Source organism: Pseudoalteromonas sp. NZS71 (assembly GCF_015864715.1).
Lineage (GTDB): Bacteria > Pseudomonadota > Gammaproteobacteria > Enterobacterales > Alteromonadaceae > Pseudoalteromonas > Pseudoalteromonas arctica.
In genome coordinates this window covers 1-18,595 of the sequence record NZ_JADYWS010000025.1, presented here as the reverse complement: position 1 = coordinate 18,595, position 18,595 = coordinate 1, and the positions used below count along the sequence as shown (strand labels likewise).

Genomic DNA, 18,595 nt, shown 5'->3' with positions numbered 1-18,595 from the left:
TAAAAAAGGCTTCCATATATCGGAAGCCTTTTTGTTTAGTTGGGGCGTATTGAATTAAAAATCGAGCTCTTCAATCGCAATACTGTCTGCAAAAAAATCATATTCTTGTAATTCTTTACGTAAGCGGTGCTTGTCTTTAATTGCTTCTATTTCCCGCCATTTTCTTTTTTTATTTTTCTGAGAGGTTTTCCTTGTTGTATCTGGTCCTTCTAATATCTCTAATATATCGTTTAGGCTATCCATGAACTTCTCCTATTGATTTTATTGACCTCAAGAATACCTATACCACAGGCCTAGTTAAAATAGAATAAAAAAGTGACAGTTATGTTACATAAGTGTGATTAATTGATGAAGGTTTATACGAAGATTATATGAAGTCGATATGAAGATTATATAGAGGGATAGCGTATTTTAGGCATAAAAAAACGCCGCTATTGCGACGTTTTTAAAACACGATTATAGCAAATTACATTGCTTTAAAGCGCGCCTCTAGTTGTTCTTGTGCATCAGCAAAAGAGCGAATACCTTCAGCTAGTTTTTCAGTAGCCATAGCATCTTGGTTATGTAACCAACGGAACTGTGCTTCTGTTAATGGCTCTGGTTTTGGCTCTTGTGGAACATCGCTTTCAAGCAAGTATTCTTGTGCGCCTTCAAGGTTACCTAAATCTTCTAAAAGATTAGGGCTAATAGTTAGCTTGTCACAACCGGTAAGTGCAATAATTTCGCCTGTATTACGGAAACTTGCACCCATCACAACTGTTTTGTAGTCATGGCGTTTGTAAAATTCAAAAATGCTGCGTACAGACTGAACACCTGGATCTTGTAGCGGATCGGTTGGTTTTTCCATACCGTTAGCAACATGCCAATCTAAAATACGGCCAACAAATGGCGAAATTAGAAATACGTTTGCATCGGCACATGCGCGAGCTTGGGCATCGCTAAATAATAAAGTAAGGTTACATTTAGTCCCTTCTTTTTCTAGCTGCTCAGCGGCTTTAATACCTTCCCATGTAGACGCTACTTTAATTAAAATTTTGTCTTTGCTTACACCTTCTTTTTCGTAAAGGCTAAGTAGGGTATGTGCTTTATCAATCGTAGCTTGCGTATTAAACGAAAGGCGTGCATCTACTTCAGTAGAAATATAACCAGGTACAATAGCGCTAATTTCTTTACCTAGTAATACGGCAAAGTAATCACATGCTAGTTCAAGTTGTTTAGCAGGCTCTTGCTCGGTTTCTTTTGCGTAGCTCCAAGCTTTATCTAAGTAAGGCTTATATGCTTCAATCTCGCTCGCTTTTAATAAAAGCGACGGGTTTGTAGTTGCATCTTCTGGTTGATGCTTTTTAATAGCTTCAATATCACCAGTGTCGGCCACAATAGATGAATGTTGTTTTAGCCTTTGTAGAGCTGAAGTCATTTGCTTTCCTCATTCCAAGCAAGTTAAAAGAAAAATCTAATCACTCTTAATATATCTAATCCATACTGCAACAGTGTGACAATGCTTGATAGGTCTTATGTCCTGATCAATAAAAAAACGGCAATGCATGGGTTATTAAGAGAGGATTTATTTAAACAAAACGTGCTTTTCGTTTCATTTAATGTTGAAATTGACACTAAATAAATTACAAGTCAATAGCTAACTATGATCACTGTTATTTCACCTGCAAAAAATCTTGATTACGAAACGCCACCCGCAACAGACAAGTTCACTCAGCCTGAATTACTAGAGCACAGCGAAGAGCTCATGAAAGTATGCCGTGAACTAACACCAGCGCAAATTGGCAGTTTAATGAAAATTAGCGACAAGCTATCTGGGCTTAACGCAGCACGCTTTAGTGAGTGGGCGCAGCCGTTTACACAAAGTAATGCTAAACAAGCCGCACTTGCCTTTAATGGTGATGTATATGGCGGTTTAGATGCAAGTACGCTTAAAGCTAGCGAGCTTGATTACGCACAAAACCATTTACGTATCCTTTCGGGTTTATACGGCTTATTAAAACCACTTGATTTAATGCAAGCTTACCGTCTTGAAATGGGCACCAAGCTTGAAAATTCGCGTGGCAAAAACTTATACGAGTTTTGGGGCAGCGTAATAGCGAATAAACTAAACGACGTATTAAAAGCGCAAGACGCACAATATTTAGTTAACCTTGCTTCAAACGAATACTTTAAAGCGGTAGATAAGAAAGCATTAAATGCGCAAATTATTACCCCACACTTTAAAGACTGTAAAAACGGTCAATACAAAGTAATTAGCTTTTACGCTAAAAAAGCACGCGGCATGATGGCGCGCTACATTATCGAAAATAAAGTAACGCAGTTAAGCCAACTTAAAGAGTTTACGGTAGCAGGTTATTACTTTAGCCCAGAGGCAACAGTTAAAGAGCTTGAGCCGGTATTTATGCGCGACGAACAAAATTAGGTTTATAAGCTTAAATAAAAAATTTAAAAGCCATGCATTGCATGGCTTTTTTGATGTTGGCGTTATATTTGCAATCTCATCTAATATTAATGAGAACACTAATTAAATAGGTGCAAATAAAATGATCAGCATTCCGTCAATTGACGAAGCCGAAAAACTAATAGAAGAAAAGCTCGGAGGGTGGTTTGATGTTGTAATAAGTCATATCCCTAATTTTATAGTTGCGATACTGATCGCAATTGTTTTTTCAATATTGGCACGCTTTGCTGGCAAGCTGATGAAAAACGTATTACGCCGTTCACTCGACTCAAAACAAATTGCCGACTTAATGGCGTCAATTTTTAAAGTTATTGTGTTGTGTATAGGTTTATTTATAGCGCTCGATTTTGTTGGCTTAAAAGGCACCGTTACTTCGCTACTTGCTGGTGCAGGTATTGTGGGTTTAGCCATTGGTTTTGCGTTTCAAGACATGACCGAAAACCTAATTGCTGGTATAGCAATGGGCGTACGTAAGCCATTTAAAACAGGTGATGTTGTTGAGTCCGATGACGTGTTTGGTTCAATACATTCAATAAACTTGCGTAACACGCTAATAGAGAGCTTTTACGGGCAACTAATACTTGTACCAAACAAAGTATTATTTAGAAATGTACTAAAAAATTACACCACGCTAGGTATAAGACGTATAGAAGTACCCGTAGGTATTTCGTACGGCGATGACATAGAAAAAGCAAAAGACGTTATAGTCGAAAAAATTAACGAATTTGACTTTGTAATACGCAAAGACGAAACCGCCGTATACGCTGAAGGCTTTGGTGACAGCAGCATCAACTTACTGGTGTGGTTTTGGATTAAATACCCAGGCGAGCCTGACTTTATGACGGTACGCCATAAAGGTATAGTTGCCGTTAAGCAAGCACTAGACGAGGCGGACATTAGCATTCCATTCCCAATTCGCACTTTAGATTTTGGTATTAAAGGGGGCGAAAAACTCGATGCCATGATTAGCGATAAAATAAGCCAGCAGTCATCAAATAAAGACAGTAGCGACGGTGCTGACTCTAGCCAAAGTGAGTGATTTAGTTAAAGCTCATTAGGTAAAAGGATTGGGAAATAGTTACTTACCAACAGCGCATTTTTACAGAGTAAAAATGCGCTTTTTAATTAGTTCAAGTCACTTTTCTTTATTCATTAATTATTTTCTCCAGCAGATTTTGTAACGTATTTTTTATAAGGTAAGTTTCCCTTTTATCTATTTATTATGCAATTATTGGTTATACAAGGTGTATTTTTTTAGATATTAGGGTTACAAACAAATGAAGTTAAAGATTAAATGGTTTACAAAAATAATTTTATTTTCAAGCCTAGTTATTAGCTTTATTTCAGTAGGTAACGAATATAATGCTAAATATGATGTGAGTTATAAATTAAATATAGATAACAATATCGCTGAAATACTTTTTCTCGATAAAAACAAAAACCTTACCTCTACATTAATCTTACCAAATAAAGCGGCATATATTGAAAAAGAGAAGTTACGAGAGTTTTGCAGCTCAGATGATGTTTTATGCCCTAGAAAAAGTTATGAAAGTAACGTTATCACTTGGTCACCTGATAATGAATATTTAGCTGTGTTTGTGGGTAATACAAAAGGGTTTTGGTTTATCCCCAGTAAAGAAATAACAAAAGCCGCATTCAATAAAAATAATGTAGTTAAAGTCGGCGTACATACTAAAAACGATAAAATAAATATTGCTCTATTTCATGGCGCGGCAGGATGGGTTGATAATCATCATTACGTTTTTTCAGCGGGTTTAAGTGGTGACAATTTTGTTTATAAGTTTAACCCAAAAACAAAGGAACTTAAGGGTTTTCCTTTTGAGCTAAATGAAGATTCTACGGTAAGCAGTTTTAAAGAAGTTTTTGTTGAAAGTTTTAATTCACAAAAAAGTAGTTTTAAATTAAGTGATGTTATTCAACAACTAGATAAATTGAAATAACTACAAAAAATAAACATAAAAAAGCGCAGCTTGTGTTGGAGTAACAAGCCGCGCTTATGAATTAGTTATACAAATAAGTTTATGTGGTGCGTATTAAATAACACTAATTTTATTACGAATGATTTTAACCCCATCCATATTTTCTAAAAACTTTTGAGCCAGTGCGCGCTGAAAACCAGTTTGTGCTTCACCGTATAAATCTACTACCCCATTTTTTACCTGCACACGAATATCACTTAACGCTAGGTTAGGATTAGTTCGTAGGGTGTTGGTGATAGCTTGTTGTAAGTTAGGTTGAGTGGCTACACTGCTTACTACGGCCATGTTGGTTGCTGCACTTACTTTTGTAGCGCAAGCTAATAAAAATAAACAACAAAATGATACTAAAGCGATAGTTAACTTGAAGCGGTTCATAACTTAATCCTTACATTACGGTGAATAGTGCAGCCACAATATGGAAATTCCATCGGCTAGGTTATCTTTGTAGTTACAATTTCGGTGCCAATATTAACGCTATGAAATATAAGGGAATTTTATTAAGTGGGAATTCAGGTGGGCAAAAATTACATTTAAATGAGTATGAGTTACATGCTTGGGTTACATATGTAACAGGTACATACAGCAGAGCCTGCAAGGCTTGCATTAAAAAGCCGACAAAAGTCGGCTTAGTATAAAAATGTTTTAGGTTACTTTTTCTTTTTAACCTTAGCCTTTTTCTTGGCTTTCATTTTTACTGGATCTTTACGCTTTTTAGCTGGTGGCTTAGCTTCTTTATGCTGTGGCTCAACACCTCTAATTACACGGCGTTTTAATTTTTGTTCAACGTAGCGCTCTACTTTATATAAAATACCAATATCGTGTGCTTCAACTAGCGATATTGCTATCCCTTTTTTACCAGCACGGCCAGTACGACCAATACGGTGTACATATACGTCGGCAGTACGCGGCATATCAAAGTTAATAACGTGGCTGATGTCAGATACATCAATACCACGTGCAGCTACGTCGGTAGCAACTAATATGCTTGTTTTGCCACTGTGGAAGTTTTCCATGGCTTTCATACGTTTGTCTTGTGGCATTTCGCCGCGTAACCACGCCGCTTTTACATCATTAGTTGTAAGTTCGCCAATCAATGTTTCTAAGCGTTCGCGAGTTTTAACAAACACAATCGCTTTAGTTACGTCAGGGTTTTTTAGCGTATTAACTAATAATTCAAGTTTGTGATGATAATCGTCGGCTAAATGTACCCATTGGTGAATTTTAGCTTTTTCTTTACGTGACGATTCGGCTTCTAATAGAGCTGGGTCGTTTAATGTTTTTTCAGCAAACCTTTCTACGCTGTCACCTTCAAGTGTTGCTGAGAATAAAAAACATTGGCGACGATTTTTAGCTTCGTCACAAATACGGCTCATTTCTTTTTTGAAACCCATATCTAACATGCGATCTGCTTCATCAATAATAAGCATTTCTACGTGTTCAGCATGAAAGTTTTCGGTTTCTAGGTATTCCATTAATCGACCTGGTGTGGCGATTAAAATATCGTTATTTTTTTCAAAAATTTCTTTATGCGTGCCGTAGTTAATACCGCCTGTTACTACACCAATTTTTAGGTGTGTGCGTTTAGCTAGCAGTTCACATTGTTCATGAATTTGATAAGCCAACTCACGAGTCGGGGTCATAACGAGTACGCGCGCAAAACCAGGGTCACGACGTGGGAAATCCAGTAAGTACTGAATAGCCGGAATTAAAAATGCCGCTGTTTTACCTGTACCAGTAGGCGCAGATGCTAAAATATCGCGCCCCTGTAGTGCTTCAGGAATAGCTTGTTGTTGAATGCTGGTTGGCGTCTCGTAGCCCATTTTATTAATGGCATCGAGTAGCTTGTTATCAAGATCAAATTCAGAAAATTGCATAGAGTGTCTAAAATAAGGGACAATTACCCTGATTATACGCGCTATGCTGCGCTTGGTGAATGAAAAGGTGAAAAAATGTCTGGTTTTGTATTTAAACAATTTAAAGTTGAACACGACCACTGTGCAATGAAAGTTTCTACCGATGGCATTTTGCTTGGCGCATGGGCTAATTTAAGCGGTGCAAAGTCGTTACTTGATATAGGCACCGGCACCGGCTTACTAGCACTAATGTGTAAGCAGCGCAGTAATGAGCTTGATATAACTGCGGTAGAAATTGACGAAAGCGCCTATACCCAAGCATTACAAAATGTAGCTAATAGCCCGTGGCCAACTATAAGTATTACGCACCAAACTATTCAAAGCTTTAGTAGTGAAGTTAAATTTGACGTGGTTATCTCTAATCCACCGTATTTTAATCACAGTTTAAAAGGCGATAATGTTGCGCGTAATACCGCACGCCATACCGACGGCCTAAGTTTTGAAGAGTTAATTAATGCGTTTAAACATTTAAGCCATAGTGGTTCTCGCTTTAGCTTAATACTCCCAAGCGTTGAAGGCGCATTATTTATTGAGCTTGCTACTCAAAATGGGCTTTATTTAAATACTCATTGCCAAGTAAAATCCACGCCCAACAAAGATATTAGCCGCAGTTTAATGACATTTAGCTACGTAAAAAGCGATATAGAATCATCAACCCTGTGTATTAGAAACTTAGATAATACCTACACTGCTGATTATATAGCCCTGTGCAAAGCATTTTATTTGAAAATGTAAATTGCCTAGTTATGTAGGTTATCTAGTAATAAAGGATAATTTACCTATTATGCATACGTATTCAATTTTTATTTAATCAATTACCAATCTAGTGTTAACCACTTGTAAATAAAATCGAGTAGTTGTTTTGCTCGCTCAACAATTGGATCACACACTATGAAACTCAATAAAATAATCACCACCGCAGGTTTAAGCCTAGGGTTGCTCTTACCTAGCATTGCGACTGCTACGCCCACCACATTTGTACATTTGTTTGAATGGAATTGGCAAGATGTAGCGCAAGAATGTGAGCAATACCTAGGACCAAAAGGCTACGCTGCAGTACAGGTCTCGCCACCTAATGAGCACATTACAGGAAGCCAATGGTGGACACGTTATCAGCCAGTAAGTTATGAACTGCAAAGTCGTGGCGGAAACCGTGCACAGTTTATCGATATGGTAAATCGCTGTAGTGCAGCTGGGGTTGATATTTACGTTGATACGCTTATTAACCATATGGCAGCAGGAAGTGGCACAGGCACGGCGGGAAATAGCTTTGGTAATAAAAGCTTTCCTATTTATAGCCCACAAGATTTTCATGAAAGTTGTACCATTAATAACTCTGATTATGGCAACGATCGCTACCGAGTACAAAACTGTGAACTAGTTGGACTTGCCGATTTAGATACCGCTTCAAACTATGTGCAAAATACCATTGCAGCATATATTAACGACTTACAAGCTATTGGCGTAAAAGGCTTTCGGTTTGATGCTTCTAAACATGTTGCAGCAAGCGATATCCAAAGTTTAATGGCCAAAGTAAATGGCTCGCCAGTGGTTTTTCAAGAAGTGATCGATCAAGGTGGGGAGGCTGTTGGTGCCTCTGAATATTTAAGCACAGGTTTAGTAACTGAATTTAAATATAGCACTGAGCTTGGTAACACTTTTAGAAACGGCTCGCTTGCATGGCTGAGTAATTTTGGCGAAGGGTGGGGCTTTATGCCAAGCTCTTCTGCGGTGGTTTTTGTAGACAATCACGACAATCAGCGCGGGCACGGCGGCGCTGGCAATGTTATTACCTTTGAAGATGGCCGCTTATATGACTTAGCCAATGTATTTATGTTGGCTTATCCGTACGGTTATCCAAAAGTAATGTCGAGTTATGATTTTCATGGTGATACAGATGCTGGTGGGCCAAATGTACCGGTACATAATAATGGTAACTTAGAGTGTTTTGCGAGTAATTGGAAGTGTGAGCATCGCTGGTCATATATTGCAGGCGGGGTCGATTTTAGAAATAACACCGCCGACAACTGGGCAGTAACAAATTGGTGGGATAACACAAATAATCAAATTTCATTTGGCCGAGGTAGCTCGGGTCATATGGCTATTAACAAAGAAGACTCAACACTTACTGCAACTGTGCAAACCGATATGGCGTCAGGGCAATACTGTAATGTGCTAAAAGGCGAACTGTCAGCTGATGCTAAAAGTTGTAGTGGTGAGGTTATAACGGTTAATTCCGACGGTACTATTAATCTTAATATTGGCGCTTGGGATGCGATGGCAATTCATAAAAATGCCAAGTTAAATACCAGTTCTGCCTCAAGCACTGAAAGTGACTGGCAGCGAACGGTTATTTTTATTAATGCACAAACACAAAGCGGACAAGACATGTTTATCCGTGGTGGAATTGACCACGCTTATGCAAACGCAAACCTTGGTCGAAATTGCCAAACAAGTAATTTTGAGTGTGCAATGCCTATTCGTCATAACAATTTAAAAAATGTCACAACAAGCCCTTGGAAAGCAAATGATAACTACCTTGATTGGTATGGTATAGAAAATGGGCAAAGTAGCGAAGCAGAAGGTTCTGCTACCGACTGGACAACGAACGTTTGGCCAGCAGGTTGGGGCGCTGAAAAAACGGTAAACACAGATGGTTTTGGTGTGACACCTTTAAATATATGGGGCGAACACTATTGGATGCTTGATGTAGATATGGATTGCAGTAAAGCGGTTAATGGATGGTTTGAACTAAAAGCATTCATTAAAAATGGCCAAGGATGGGAGACTGCCATTGCACAAGACAATCCACTTTATACAAGTACTAATCATATGGCGCAATGCGGAAAAATTAATAAATTTGAGTTTAATAATTCAGGTGTAGTAATTCGTAGTTTTTAAAAGTAAGCAAAAAGCTCATATGACAACCTAAACTAATGATTATTAGTTTAGGTTTTTTGCTTTTATGTAAAGCGCTTTAATAGTGTGTTTATAAATCACCTGATATGATTTAGCCATTGGCCACTTAATTTAAAAGGCAACACAATGAAAAAGTTAAATAAATTAGCATTACTTAGCACGTTAGCAGCCACCATTTTTGCAAGCCAAGGTGTGTTTGCTGCTATTACGCCAGTAGGGCTTTGGAAAACGATTGACGAGGATACAAACCAAGCTAAGTCGTATGTACGTATTACCCAAACCAACGGTGTATTAAGCGGCAAAGTTGAAACCATTCTTAACCCGGCAAAACAAAACGATATATGCAGCAAATGTGATGATGAGTTAAAAGATCAGTCTATTTTAGGAATGACTATAATCACGGGTGTAAAAGCACAAGATGATGGCGTTTGGGGAGACGGTGAAATACTCGACCCAACAAATGGTAAAACCTACACTTTACAACTAACCCCGCAAGATGAAGGTAAAAAGCTCGAAGTACGCGGCTACATTGGCTTTTTTTACCGAAACCAATATTGGCTAAAAGTAGAGTAAGTTTTACTACTTATTTAATCACTGGGCGTTAAATAATTAAGTATTAACTGAAATCATTTTTGCGCTTTGCCTTTCTTACTCACTAAGCCAGCTATATTTAATTGGCATTCAATTTTGAGTAAATAATAAAGGAAAAAAGATGATTAAGTACATAGTTGCTTTAATAATGCTTAGCGCACTGTTAATAAGCGGTGGGGCAAATGCAAAGGATGATGCTGTAAATACGGGTTGGTTTAATAACACGGCTATTAAAGGGTACGACAGCGTTGCTTATTTTACGCAAAATAAAGCCGTTAAAGGCAGCGACAAATACACGTTTAGTTATTTAGGTGCCAACTGGCACTTTTCGAGTGAAGAAAACAAAACGACATTTGCAGAAAACCCAAAACGTTATGCACCGCAATACGGTGGTTGGTGTGCTTATGCAATGGCTGATGAAGGTAACGCTGTAGGTATAGACCCAGAAGCATTTTATATTCACGAAGGTAAGCTTTACTTAAACTATAGCGAAAGCGTGCAGCAAAAATGGTTAAGTAATTTACTACCGTACATTGTTATGGCAGATGGGTACTACCCACAAACAACCAATGTGATGACGTTTCAATAAATTACTCATATTGCTAGGGCGTGTTGATCTTTGTGGATTGAAATTTGTTCAATCTAGGGGCGATTAAATCGCGGCGCGAGGTTTGTAACCTAGTGGGCTAAGTAAAAACCGAGCAACAAAGAGTTGATCGCCCCTAGAAAGAACCCAGAGGGCAGTGCATGTTTGGCATTTATGCTGCGTTATCGCCTATTTATGGGGAATAACCACACTACATAGGCTCTGCCTTGCCTAAAAAACCAAACATACTGCTGCAAATTCACCCACCAAAGATCAACACGCCCTAATTAAAAAGCCCGCAACTAAACTAGTTGCGGGCTTTTTATTTATTAGCTTATTAATTAAAGCGTTTCGCCGTATTCAGTCATTACCTGTTCAACCCATGTTGCAATGCGGTCGTCGCTTAGCTCGTATTGACTGTCTTCGTCGAGCGCGAGTCCTACAAACTGTTTACCATCAGGCGTTAATGCTTTTGAAGCTTCAAACTCGTAACTACTGTCGTTTGGCCAAAAACCAAGTTGAGTAAATATTTGCGTATTTATTTCGTCGTGTAGCATGCCTAGCGCATCTTGAAACCACTGCCCGTATCCTTGCTGATCGCCCATGCCAAATAAAGCAATGGTTTTACCATTTAGGTTTACGTCGGCTATGTCGTCCCACTTTGACTCCCAGTCTTCTTGTATTTCACCAAAATCCCATGTTGAAATACCAAAGATGATAAAGTCATACTGCTCTGCATTTTTTAGTGGCTCGTCTTTAATATTGTGCAGGGTAACTATATCGGCACCAATAATGTCGCGAATCTTTTCTGCTGCCATTTCGGTGTAGCACGTAGTAGAACCAAAAAATAAACCAATTTGCATCGTATTTATCACTGTGTAATTGCCTGATATGATAGGCTCAAGTTTACCGTAAGGTATTTTTAATTGATACCTTAGCAAAGCATGAGAGCACAATGTGACAACGCTATCTGACGATTCTTTTGAAAATAACAGCAGTATGAGCAGTAATAGCGACTACCTAGAAACCTTTTTAGATAGCCTGTACTTAGAACAAGGCGTAAGCGAAAACACATTAAGTGCTTATCGCAGTGATTTAGACAAGTTTTGCCTATTTTTAAAGGGCGAAAATTTAATGACGGTAACAGGGCTTGATGTTGAAAGTTACTTAGCGCATCGAGTCGATTTAGGCTTAAAACCACGCAGTACTGCACGTAGTATTAGTGCGCTAAAACGTTTTTATCAGTACTTTGTGCGCGAAAAACTAATTAGCGACACCCCCATGCTAAATATTTCTCAGCCAAAAGCAGGGCAGTCGTTACCTAAAACACTCTCAGAGGCCGAAGTTGAGGCATTATTAAATGCGCCTAATACCGAAGAAGCGATGGGACTGCGCGATAAAGCCATGCTAGAGCTACTTTATGCAACGGGTTTGCGTGTAAGTGAGCTTGTTGGACTGCGCATGGAGCAAATTAATTTGCGCCAAGCAGTGGTGTTTGTAAAAGGTAAAGGTAATAAAGAGCGCTTAGTTCCACTGGGTGAAGAAGCCATGTATTGGCTTGAGCAGTTTTTAAAGGGTGGGCGTGCGCAAATGATAAAACATGCCACCGATTTTGTGTTCCCATCTAAACGCGGAGTAGGCATGACGCGACAAACCTTTTGGCATAGAATTAAACACTATGCTATTTTGGCAGCAGTTGAGTCTCCATTATCGCCCCATACTATGCGCCATGCTTTTGCTACGCACTTATTAAATCATGGGGCAGATTTACGTGTGGTACAAATGATGTTGGGCCATAGCGATTTATCAACGACGCAAATTTATACCCATGTTGCCAATGAACGGTTAAAGTCGGTACACGCAGAGCATCACCCGCGTGCGTAAGTTTGAAAGTAAATATCATTAAGCCGGTCAATATATTAAGTATTTTTAGGATAGAGAGAAGTTATGAAAAAATTAATGTTAGCAGGTGCCATGTTGTGCACAAGTATTAGTGCATTTGCAAATGGCGTTGCTGTAACACCAGATGCTAATGATCCTATTATTACTAAATTTGCCGAGCTTGGTGTAACTGTAAAGCAAATTAATCCAAGTCCAGTAACGGGTTTAAAAGAATTAATCACTAATAAGGGCGTGCTTTACGCAAGTCCAGACGGTCAATATTTAATGCAAGGTACGTTAATTGATTTAAATAATCGTAATAACCTAACAGAGCAAGCATTAAATGGCGTGCGTGTTGAAGGTCTTAAAGAATACGAAGAATCGATGATTGTGTACAAAGCGCCAAACGAAAAACACAGCATTACTGTATTTACCGACATTAGCTGTGGTTACTGTCGTAAATTACACCGCGAGTTAGACGATTTACTTGATGCGGGTATTACCGTTAAGTACTTAGCGTTTCCACGTGGTGGCTTACAAGGTTCAGGTTATGCAGATTTAATGAACGTATGGTGTGCACGCGATCAGCAAGAAGCACTAACAGAAGCTAAATCGGGCACAAGCACTAAAGTAGTTGCAGGCTGTAGCGCACCGGTTGCAGAGCATTACCAATTAGGTCAAAGCTTTGGTATTAGCGGCACACCCGCTATTATTTTAGAAGATGGTACTATGATCCCTGGTTACCAGCCAGCAGCAGCACTAAAAGCAGCATTAGAAGCTAACAAAGCGTCGTAATTAAACGCTTAGTTATTATTAAAAAGGCCTTAATGGCCTTTTTTTGTCTTTTTAATACGACTCAATAAGTTAAAACCCTGCATGAAAAAACTAATCATTGCGCGTGAAAACGTTGACGACTCGCATCTGCCGAGTAATTTACACCCTGTAATTAAACAAATTTATGCTAACCGCAATGTATTCAATGCCGAAGAGCTAAATAACAGCGTAGCTACGCTTCACGACTTCAAATTGTTTAAAGACATCGACAAAGCCAGCGACTTATTAATTGAAGCATTAAAAGCGCAAAGCCAAATATTAATAGTTGGCGACTTTGATGCCGATGGCGCAACAAGCACTGCAACATTAATGCAAGGCCTTGAGATGTTTGGCTTTAAGCATTTAGATTACTTAATTCCTGACAGGTTTAGCTTAGGGTATGGCTTAAGCCCCGCGCTTGCTGAGCAAATAGTACAAATAAAACCTGATTTAGTGATCACCGTAGATAACGGCATATCGTGTATTGCCGGTATTGATATTTTAAAAGCGGTTGGCATAAAAGTGTTGGTAACAGATCACCACTTACAAGGTGAGCAGCTGCCAAATGCCGATGCAATAGTAAATCCAAATAGACATGAATGTGATTTTCCGTCTAAATCTATTGCAGGCGTTGGCGTTGCTTTTTACTTATTAATAGCGCTGAGAAGCGTAATGCGAGATTTGGGTTATTTTGAGCAACAACCACCGCCTAATTTAGCTAACTTGCTCGACATTGTAGCGCTTGGAACGGTTGCCGATGTAGTGGCACTTGATGCAAATAACCGTACCTTAGTACACCAAGGTTTAGCACGTATTCGCAGTGGTAAAACACGCCCAGGCATTACCGCGCTTATTGAAGTGGCTAACCGCAATGCTGCCCGCTTAAGCGCAAGCGACTTTGGCTTTTCACTTGCGCCGCGTTTAAATGCAGCAGGGCGATTGGACGACATGAGTTTGGGTATAGCGTGCTTGCTTAGCACCGATATAAACCAAGCGCGTAGTATAGCCGGCGAGCTCGATAGCTTAAACTTTGCAAGGCGCGAAATAGAACAAGGCATGCAAGCCGAAGCGCAAGCCGTGCTTGATAGACTCGCATTTAGCGACGATAACATCCCTGATGCTATTTGTTTGTTTCAAGACGATTGGCATCAAGGTGTTATTGGGATTTTGGCTGGTCGCTTAAAAGAAAAATACCACCGCCCAACAGTTATATTTGCTGGTGGCGAAAACGGTGAAATTAAAGGCTCGTGCCGCTCTATTGAAGGGCTGCACATGCGCGATTTACTCGAAGGACTTAATACAGCCGACCCACACTTAATTAATAAATTTGGTGGCCACGCAATGGCTGCTGGTTTAAGTATTAACGAGCAGCACTTTAACGACTTTAAAAAAGCGTTTGATGCCGCAGTTAGCGCGCAACTGAGTGAAGAAAGTAAGCGCTGTATTGTGTTTACCGACGGCGAGCTGCCAAACGACTGCTTTACGATGGAATTTGCCCAGCTATTAAAGCAATCGGGCCCGTGGGGTCAGCAATTTCCTGAGCCGGTGTTTGAGCACACCTTTGAAGTAATACAGCAGCGAATAGTAGGCGAAAAGCATTTAAAGCTCGTGTTAAAGCACCAATCTGGTCGTTTAGTTGATGCCATTGCTTTTGGTATTGATGTAAAAGAATGGCCAGATACTGAGGCGAAGTTTGTAAAAGTAGCGTACCAGCTCGATATAAATGAGTTTAGAGGTAAATTTACGCTGCAATTAATAGTTAGAGAGCTTGAAAAAGTGCACTAAAAAATATGTAATATCATGCATAAAATGCTAATAAAGCGCGCGGTTTTTTGTTAAAATCGGGCGTTTTTATCATTTGACGATAATTTATTGCGAAAATCCCATTTAAAGGGGCGCAATTACCTAGCCATTTTGGAGTGATGTACATGTTTGAAGTGAATCCTGTGATTAATCAAATCAAGGAAATTCGCGAACGTACTGAATTGCTTCGGGGGTACCTTTGACTACGCTCTTAAACAAGAACGCTTAGAAGAAGTTAACGCCGAGCTTGAAGATTCAGCCGTGTGGAATGAGCCTGAACGCGCACAAGCGCTTGGCCGTGAAAAATCAGCATTAGAAGCTGTTGTTGAAACAATCGACAACCTTGTAGCCGGTACTGATGATGTTGAAGGCTTACTTGAGCTTGCCGTAGAAGCTGAAGATCAAGATACCTTTGACGAAGCGCAAAGCGAATTAACTGATCTAAACGAGCAGTTAGAAGGTTTAGAGTTTCGTCGTATGTTTTCAGGTCCTCATGACTCAAACGATGCGTACCTTGATTTACAATCAGGTTCTGGCGGTACTGAAGCACAAGACTGGTGTAATATTCTACTTCGTATGTATTTACGTTGGGGCGAGGCTAAAGGCTTTAAAGTTGAGCTAGTTGAAGCGACCGACGGTGATGTTGCTGGTATTAAAGGCGCAACTGTCCGCTTTGTTGGCGAATACGCTTACGGTTGGTTACGCACAGAAACTGGTGTGCACCGTTTAGTACGTAAAAGCCCATTTGACTCAAGTGGTCGTCGTCATACTTCATTTGCTTCTGCGTTTGTATACCCAGAAGTTGACGATAATATTGAAATTGATATGAATCCGTCAGACCTGCGTATAGACGTTTACCGTGCATCGGGCGCGGGTGGTCAGCACGTTAACACCACCGAATCGGCGGTTCGTATTACTCACGTACCAACAAATACCGTAGTGCAGTGTCAAAATGAGCGTTCGCAGCATAAAAATAAAGCCCAAGCGATGAAGCAGTTAAAAGCTAAATTATTTGAGCTTGAGCTACAACAGCAAAATGCTGAAAAACAAACGCAAGAAGATGCTAAATCTGATATTGGTTGGGGTAGTCAAATTCGTTCATACGTACTTGATGACGCACGCATTAAAGATTTACGTACAGGCGTTGAAAACCGCAATACCCAATCGGTACTTGACGGTAACTTAGATAAATTTATTGAAGCCAGCCTTAAATCTGGCCTATAACCACCAAGCTAATAAAGAGCTAAAAAATGACTGATAAAATCCAAGACGAAAACAAGTTAATCGCTGAGCGTCGCGGCAAGTTAGACGCTATACGCGAAAATTGCCCAGCCAACGGTCATCCAAACCAATTCCGTCGTGAGCATTACACGGCTGATTTGCAAGCCCAGTTTGGTGATAAGAGCAAAGAAGAATTAGTAGAGATGCAAGAAGTTGTGTCTATCGCTGGCCGTATTTTAGCAAAGCGTGGACCGTTTTTTGTAATTCAAGACATGAAAGGTCGCGTACAAGCGTATGCATCTAAAGATGTTCAAAAAGATCTTAAAGAAAAATATGGTCAACTAGACACTGGCGATATTATTGGTGTTAAAGGCGCATTAAATAAATCAGGTAAAGGCGATTTATACGTAGAAATGACTGAGTACCAATTATTAACTAAGTCACTTCGTCCGTTACCAGAAAAATTCCATGGCTTATCAGATCAAGAAACAAAGTACCGCCAACGTTACGTTGATTTAATTACTAACGAAGCAACGCGCGAAACATTCCGCATTCGTTCACAAGTAGTTGAAGGCATTCGTCGCTTTTTAGCAGACCGTGACTTTATGGAAGTAGAAACACCAATGCTACAGGTTATACCTGGCGGTGCATCTGCGCGTCCGTTTGTAACTCACCATAACGCGCTTGATATCGATATGTACTTGCGTATAGCGCCTGAGCTTTACTTAAAGCGCTTAGTGGTAGGTGGTTTTGACCGTGTATTCGAAATTAACCGTAACTTCCGTAACGAAGGGTTATCTACGCGTCACAATCCAGAATTCACAATGATTGAATTTTACCAAGCATACGCTGATTACATCGACCTGATGAACATCACCGAAGACATGCTACGTACGGTTGCAGAAAACGTACTAGGTAGTGCAGTTGTAGTTAATACAACTAAAGACGAAAACGGCGAAGTTATCGATTCAGTTGAATACGACTTTGGCCAACCGTTTACACGTTTAAGCATGAGCGATGCAATATTAAAATATAACCCTGAGTTTGATGCTGCGGTATTTAACGACCCAGAAAACCACTTTGACGAATTAAAAGCGTACGCTAAACAAGTGCACGTTAAAATTCCTGAAAATTGTGTTTGGGGCCCAGGTAAGTTCTTGTGTGAAATATTTGAAGAAACAGCAGAGCACATGCTTATTCAACCTACGTTTATTACTGGCTACCCGTGGGAAGTATCTCCACTTGCACGCCGTAACGACGAAAATGCATTTGTTACAGACCGTTTTGAATTTTTTGTTGGCGGTCGTGAACTTGCAAATGGTTTCTCTGAGCTTAACGATGCACAAGACCAAGCTGAGCGCTTTACTCGCCAAGTTGAAGAGAAAGACGCAGGCGATGATGAAGCAATGCATTACGATGAAGACTACATACGCGCACTTGAGTACGGCTTACCGCCAACTGCAGGTGAAGGTATTGGTATTGACCGTTTAGTAATGTTGTTTACTGACTCATCAACAATTAAAGACGTTATTTTGTTCCCGCATATGCGTCCACAAGCTGACTAAGCTTTGGGTAGAACAAAGTAAGTTAATAAACGCCGCTTAATAGCGGCGTTTTTTTTGCTTTGCATTAGTATTTTAATTAATAAGTACTACACTAAAAATTAAATGTAGTTATTAGTGCTGGTTAATGTGCAATTCAGCTTCGCTAATTTATTGTTATTGGCAGTTTTTAATATTAAAACTAACAGTGCTATAACTTTTTAGTATGATTGTTTTTTAAACATATGTTGTATTTATGTAAAGGTTTTAGCTAGAATACGCACGAAATTTACACTGCTTGGTATTTAGCAGTTAAATATAGATTCTTAAAGGACTTAGAATAATAGTATGAAAGACAAACGAGTAGATGATTTATCAGAAGAATGCACATCAGAGCAAGAAAGAAATGCTTACTACCGTGCTTGTATTGCTGAATTTCAACAATTAGGTTACCAAGAACAGTATTTGGCTCAGTTAACTGATGACTTAGTTCCTGTGCTAGGTGTTAATCCTTCAAATAAAAATACGTAACCCGCTTAAATTTCAAACTAATTACACTTTTAAACCAAGCATATGTGCAATCTATAACCATATAGTCGTTTTTGGTAGAAAAGTGTTTGACATATTTTCTGAAATCTTTATTATACGCCCCACAAGACGGAGAGGTGTCCGAGTGGCCGAAGGAGCTCCCCTGCTAAGGGAGTATAGAGTTTGTAGCTCTATCGAGGGTTCGAATCCCTCCCTCTCCACCATTTCTTTTAATGGCGTGTTTTGTAAAGTTTTAAAGTATGGGTGCATAGCTCAGCTGGATAGAGTACTCGGCTACGAACCGAGCGGTCGGAGGTTCGAATCCTCCTGCGCCCACC

Annotated in this window: 18 protein-coding genes and 2 tRNA genes; 15 read left to right on the top strand and 5 right to left on the bottom strand. The window is 39.6% G+C overall.

What is annotated here, in order from left to right; translation table 11 throughout:
• Positions 1-54 precede the first annotated feature (54 nt).
• Positions 55-243 (bottom strand): DUF3545 family protein, encoded by a 189-nt coding sequence (locus I6E85_RS15710; RefSeq protein WP_024607535.1) that lies wholly within the window; start codon positions 241-243, stop codon positions 55-57.
• A gap of 223 nt (positions 244-466) precedes the next feature.
• On the bottom strand, positions 467-1,417 hold the full coding sequence (gene tal, locus I6E85_RS15705; RefSeq protein WP_007376481.1) for a transaldolase: 951 nt from the start codon (positions 1,415-1,417) through the stop codon (positions 467-469).
• A gap of 225 nt (positions 1,418-1,642) precedes the next feature.
• Here tal and yaaA point away from each other — a divergent pair, with 225 nt between their 5' ends.
• The 3 genes from yaaA to I6E85_RS15690 all read left to right on the top strand — a co-directional run bounded on the left by yaaA (position 1,643) and on the right by I6E85_RS15690 (position 4,422).
• Entirely contained in the window at positions 1,643-2,422 is a 780-nt protein-coding gene (gene yaaA / locus I6E85_RS15700; RefSeq protein WP_007583748.1) for a peroxide stress protein YaaA, read from the top strand.
• Positions 2,423-2,543: 121 nt separating this feature from the next.
• Positions 2,544-3,500: a mechanosensitive ion channel family protein gene (locus I6E85_RS15695; RefSeq protein WP_197237132.1), complete on the top strand. Its 957-nt coding sequence runs from the start codon at positions 2,544-2,546 to the stop codon at positions 3,498-3,500.
• A 238-nt stretch (positions 3,501-3,738) separates the two neighbouring features.
• Positions 3,739-4,422 (top strand): hypothetical protein, encoded by a 684-nt coding sequence (locus I6E85_RS15690; protein WP_197237131.1) that lies wholly within the window; start codon positions 3,739-3,741, stop codon positions 4,420-4,422.
• A 93-nt stretch (positions 4,423-4,515) separates the two neighbouring features.
• Here I6E85_RS15690 and I6E85_RS15685 read toward each other — a convergent pair whose 3' ends face one another.
• Positions 4,516-4,836, bottom strand: a complete 321-nt coding sequence (locus I6E85_RS15685) for a BON domain-containing protein (RefSeq protein WP_197237130.1) — start codon at positions 4,834-4,836, stop codon at positions 4,516-4,518.
• Positions 4,837-5,108: 272 nt separating this feature from the next.
• Positions 5,109-6,335 (bottom strand): ATP-dependent RNA helicase SrmB, encoded by a 1,227-nt coding sequence (gene srmB / locus I6E85_RS15680; protein ID WP_007376476.1) that lies wholly within the window; start codon positions 6,333-6,335, stop codon positions 5,109-5,111.
• A gap of 75 nt (positions 6,336-6,410) precedes the next feature.
• Between srmB and I6E85_RS15675 the strand changes: the two genes are divergently transcribed.
• From I6E85_RS15675 to I6E85_RS15660, 4 genes are all read left to right on the top strand, one after another.
• Positions 6,411-7,109: a tRNA1(Val) (adenine(37)-N6)-methyltransferase gene (locus I6E85_RS15675; RefSeq protein WP_197237129.1), complete on the top strand. Its 699-nt coding sequence runs from the start codon at positions 6,411-6,413 to the stop codon at positions 7,107-7,109.
• 156 nt (positions 7,110-7,265) lie between these two features.
• Entirely contained in the window at positions 7,266-9,275 is a 2,010-nt protein-coding gene (locus I6E85_RS15670) for an alpha-amylase family protein (RefSeq protein ID WP_197237128.1), read from the top strand.
• Between the two features lie 144 nt (positions 9,276-9,419).
• A complete protein-coding gene (locus I6E85_RS15665) occupies positions 9,420-9,866 on the top strand; it encodes a DUF2147 domain-containing protein (RefSeq protein ID WP_197237127.1) in 447 nt (148 codons plus the stop codon).
• Between the two features lie 139 nt (positions 9,867-10,005).
• Complete coding sequence (locus I6E85_RS15660) at positions 10,006-10,473, top strand: YHS domain-containing (seleno)protein (protein WP_007583762.1); 468 nt, start codon at positions 10,006-10,008, stop codon at positions 10,471-10,473.
• 338 nt (positions 10,474-10,811) lie between these two features.
• Here I6E85_RS15660 and fldB read toward each other — a convergent pair whose 3' ends face one another.
• Positions 10,812-11,333: a flavodoxin FldB gene (gene fldB / locus I6E85_RS15655; RefSeq protein ID WP_169044383.1), complete on the bottom strand. Its 522-nt coding sequence runs from the start codon at positions 11,331-11,333 to the stop codon at positions 10,812-10,814.
• 94 nt (positions 11,334-11,427) lie between these two features.
• Between fldB and xerD the strand changes: the two genes are divergently transcribed.
• From xerD to I6E85_RS15615, 8 genes are all read left to right on the top strand, one after another.
• The gene (xerD, locus tag I6E85_RS15650; RefSeq protein WP_024590718.1) at positions 11,428-12,354 is read left to right on the top strand and encodes a site-specific tyrosine recombinase XerD; all 927 of its coding nucleotides are present in this window, start codon (positions 11,428-11,430) and stop codon (positions 12,352-12,354) included.
• A 63-nt stretch (positions 12,355-12,417) separates the two neighbouring features.
• Entirely contained in the window at positions 12,418-13,146 is a 729-nt protein-coding gene (gene dsbC / locus I6E85_RS15645; protein ID WP_007583768.1) for a bifunctional protein-disulfide isomerase/oxidoreductase DsbC, read from the top strand.
• A gap of 81 nt (positions 13,147-13,227) precedes the next feature.
• Positions 13,228-14,949, top strand: a complete 1,722-nt coding sequence (gene recJ / locus I6E85_RS15640) for a single-stranded-DNA-specific exonuclease RecJ (protein ID WP_007583770.1) — start codon at positions 13,228-13,230, stop codon at positions 14,947-14,949.
• A 143-nt stretch (positions 14,950-15,092) separates the two neighbouring features.
• A protein-coding gene (gene prfB / locus I6E85_RS15635) for a peptide chain release factor 2 (protein WP_096058065.1) occupies positions 15,093-16,191 on the top strand; the annotation gives its coding sequence in 2 pieces (ribosomal slippage) (positions 15,093-15,167 and positions 15,169-16,191; 1,098 coding nt in all).
• 26 nt (positions 16,192-16,217) lie between these two features.
• Positions 16,218-17,753, top strand: a complete 1,536-nt coding sequence (lysS, locus tag I6E85_RS15630) for a lysine--tRNA ligase (protein ID WP_007583775.1) — start codon at positions 16,218-16,220, stop codon at positions 17,751-17,753.
• Positions 17,754-18,077: 324 nt separating this feature from the next.
• Entirely contained in the window at positions 18,078-18,260 is a 183-nt protein-coding gene (locus I6E85_RS15625; protein WP_010553261.1) for a hypothetical protein, read from the top strand.
• Between the two features lie 128 nt (positions 18,261-18,388).
• Positions 18,389-18,481, top strand: a tRNA-Ser gene (locus tag I6E85_RS15620).
• Between the two features lie 38 nt (positions 18,482-18,519).
• Positions 18,520-18,593: transfer RNA gene (locus I6E85_RS15615), tRNA-Arg, on the top strand.
• Positions 18,594-18,595: the final 2 nt, after the last annotated feature.

Bases quoted from the DNA above. Each gene is read 5' to 3' on its own strand.
- I6E85_RS15710 (WP_024607535.1), bottom strand. From the start codon at position 243: ATGGATAGCCTAAACGATATATTAGAGATATTAGAAGGACCAGATACA.
- tal (WP_007376481.1), bottom strand. From the start codon at position 1,417: ATGACTTCAGCTCTACAAAGGCTAAAACAACATTCATCTATTGTGGCC.
- yaaA (WP_007583748.1), top strand. From the start codon at position 1,643: ATGATCACTGTTATTTCACCTGCAAAAAATCTTGATTACGAAACGCCA.
- I6E85_RS15695 (WP_197237132.1), top strand. From the start codon at position 2,544: ATGATCAGCATTCCGTCAATTGACGAAGCCGAAAAACTAATAGAAGAA.
- I6E85_RS15690 (WP_197237131.1), top strand. From the start codon at position 3,739: ATGAAGTTAAAGATTAAATGGTTTACAAAAATAATTTTATTTTCAAGC.
- I6E85_RS15685 (WP_197237130.1), bottom strand. From the start codon at position 4,836: ATGAACCGCTTCAAGTTAACTATCGCTTTAGTATCATTTTGTTGTTTA.
- srmB (WP_007376476.1), bottom strand. From the start codon at position 6,335: ATGCAATTTTCTGAATTTGATCTTGATAACAAGCTACTCGATGCCATT.
- I6E85_RS15675 (WP_197237129.1), top strand. From the start codon at position 6,411: ATGTCTGGTTTTGTATTTAAACAATTTAAAGTTGAACACGACCACTGT.
- I6E85_RS15670 (WP_197237128.1), top strand. From the start codon at position 7,266: ATGAAACTCAATAAAATAATCACCACCGCAGGTTTAAGCCTAGGGTTG.
- I6E85_RS15665 (WP_197237127.1), top strand. From the start codon at position 9,420: ATGAAAAAGTTAAATAAATTAGCATTACTTAGCACGTTAGCAGCCACC.
- I6E85_RS15660 (WP_007583762.1), top strand. From the start codon at position 10,006: ATGATTAAGTACATAGTTGCTTTAATAATGCTTAGCGCACTGTTAATA.
- fldB (WP_169044383.1), bottom strand. From the start codon at position 11,333: ATGCAAATTGGTTTATTTTTTGGTTCTACTACGTGCTACACCGAAATG.
- dsbC (WP_007583768.1), top strand. From the start codon at position 12,418: ATGAAAAAATTAATGTTAGCAGGTGCCATGTTGTGCACAAGTATTAGT.
- recJ (WP_007583770.1), top strand. From the start codon at position 13,228: ATGAAAAAACTAATCATTGCGCGTGAAAACGTTGACGACTCGCATCTG.
- lysS (WP_007583775.1), top strand. From the start codon at position 16,218: ATGACTGATAAAATCCAAGACGAAAACAAGTTAATCGCTGAGCGTCGC.
- I6E85_RS15625 (WP_010553261.1), top strand. From the start codon at position 18,078: ATGAAAGACAAACGAGTAGATGATTTATCAGAAGAATGCACATCAGAG.